This window comes from Sphingomonas sp. 2378 (assembly GCF_038084995.1).
GTDB lineage: Bacteria > Pseudomonadota > Alphaproteobacteria > Sphingomonadales > Sphingomonadaceae > Sphingomonas.
The window spans coordinates 1-452 of sequence record NZ_JAXCMJ010000128.1; the positions used below are offsets into that span (position 1 = coordinate 1).

General features: G+C 69.7%; 1 protein-coding gene. It reads right to left on the reverse strand.

The annotated features are described in order from the left end of the window. On the reverse strand, window positions 1-452 hold a 452-nt coding region (locus tag SM191_RS19600; RefSeq protein ID WP_341507665.1), incomplete at both ends, for a tyrosine-type recombinase/integrase.

Here is a 452-nt window from a genome sequence, read left to right on the forward strand (position 1 = left end):
GGACAGCACGGTGGAGTTGCCGCGTCGAGATCGGGTCGGTGTAGCTGCGGCCCGGGAACAGCCAGCCGTGCGGCAGCAGGACGCTGCGCCGCTTGCCCTCGCGCCACCAGAGGCGCAGCAGCTCGAGCAGCTGCGGCGAGAGCATCGCATTGCGGTCCTTGCGGCCTTTGCCTTCCTCGATGCGGATCAGCATGCGCTTGCTGTCGATATCGTCGGCCTTGAGGTGGGCAACCTCCGACACGCGCAGGCCGGCACCGTATGCCACGCCCAGCGCCGCCCGGTACTTGATGCCCGGTGCCGCCTCGAGCAGCCGTGCGACCTCATCGACGCTCAGCACATCGGGCAGCTTGCGAGGGCGCGGCGCCAGCACCAGCTTGCGTGACAGGTCGGGCCGGTCGAGCGTCACCCCGAACAGGAAGCGCAGCGCCGATACCGTGGCGCCGATGACGGAC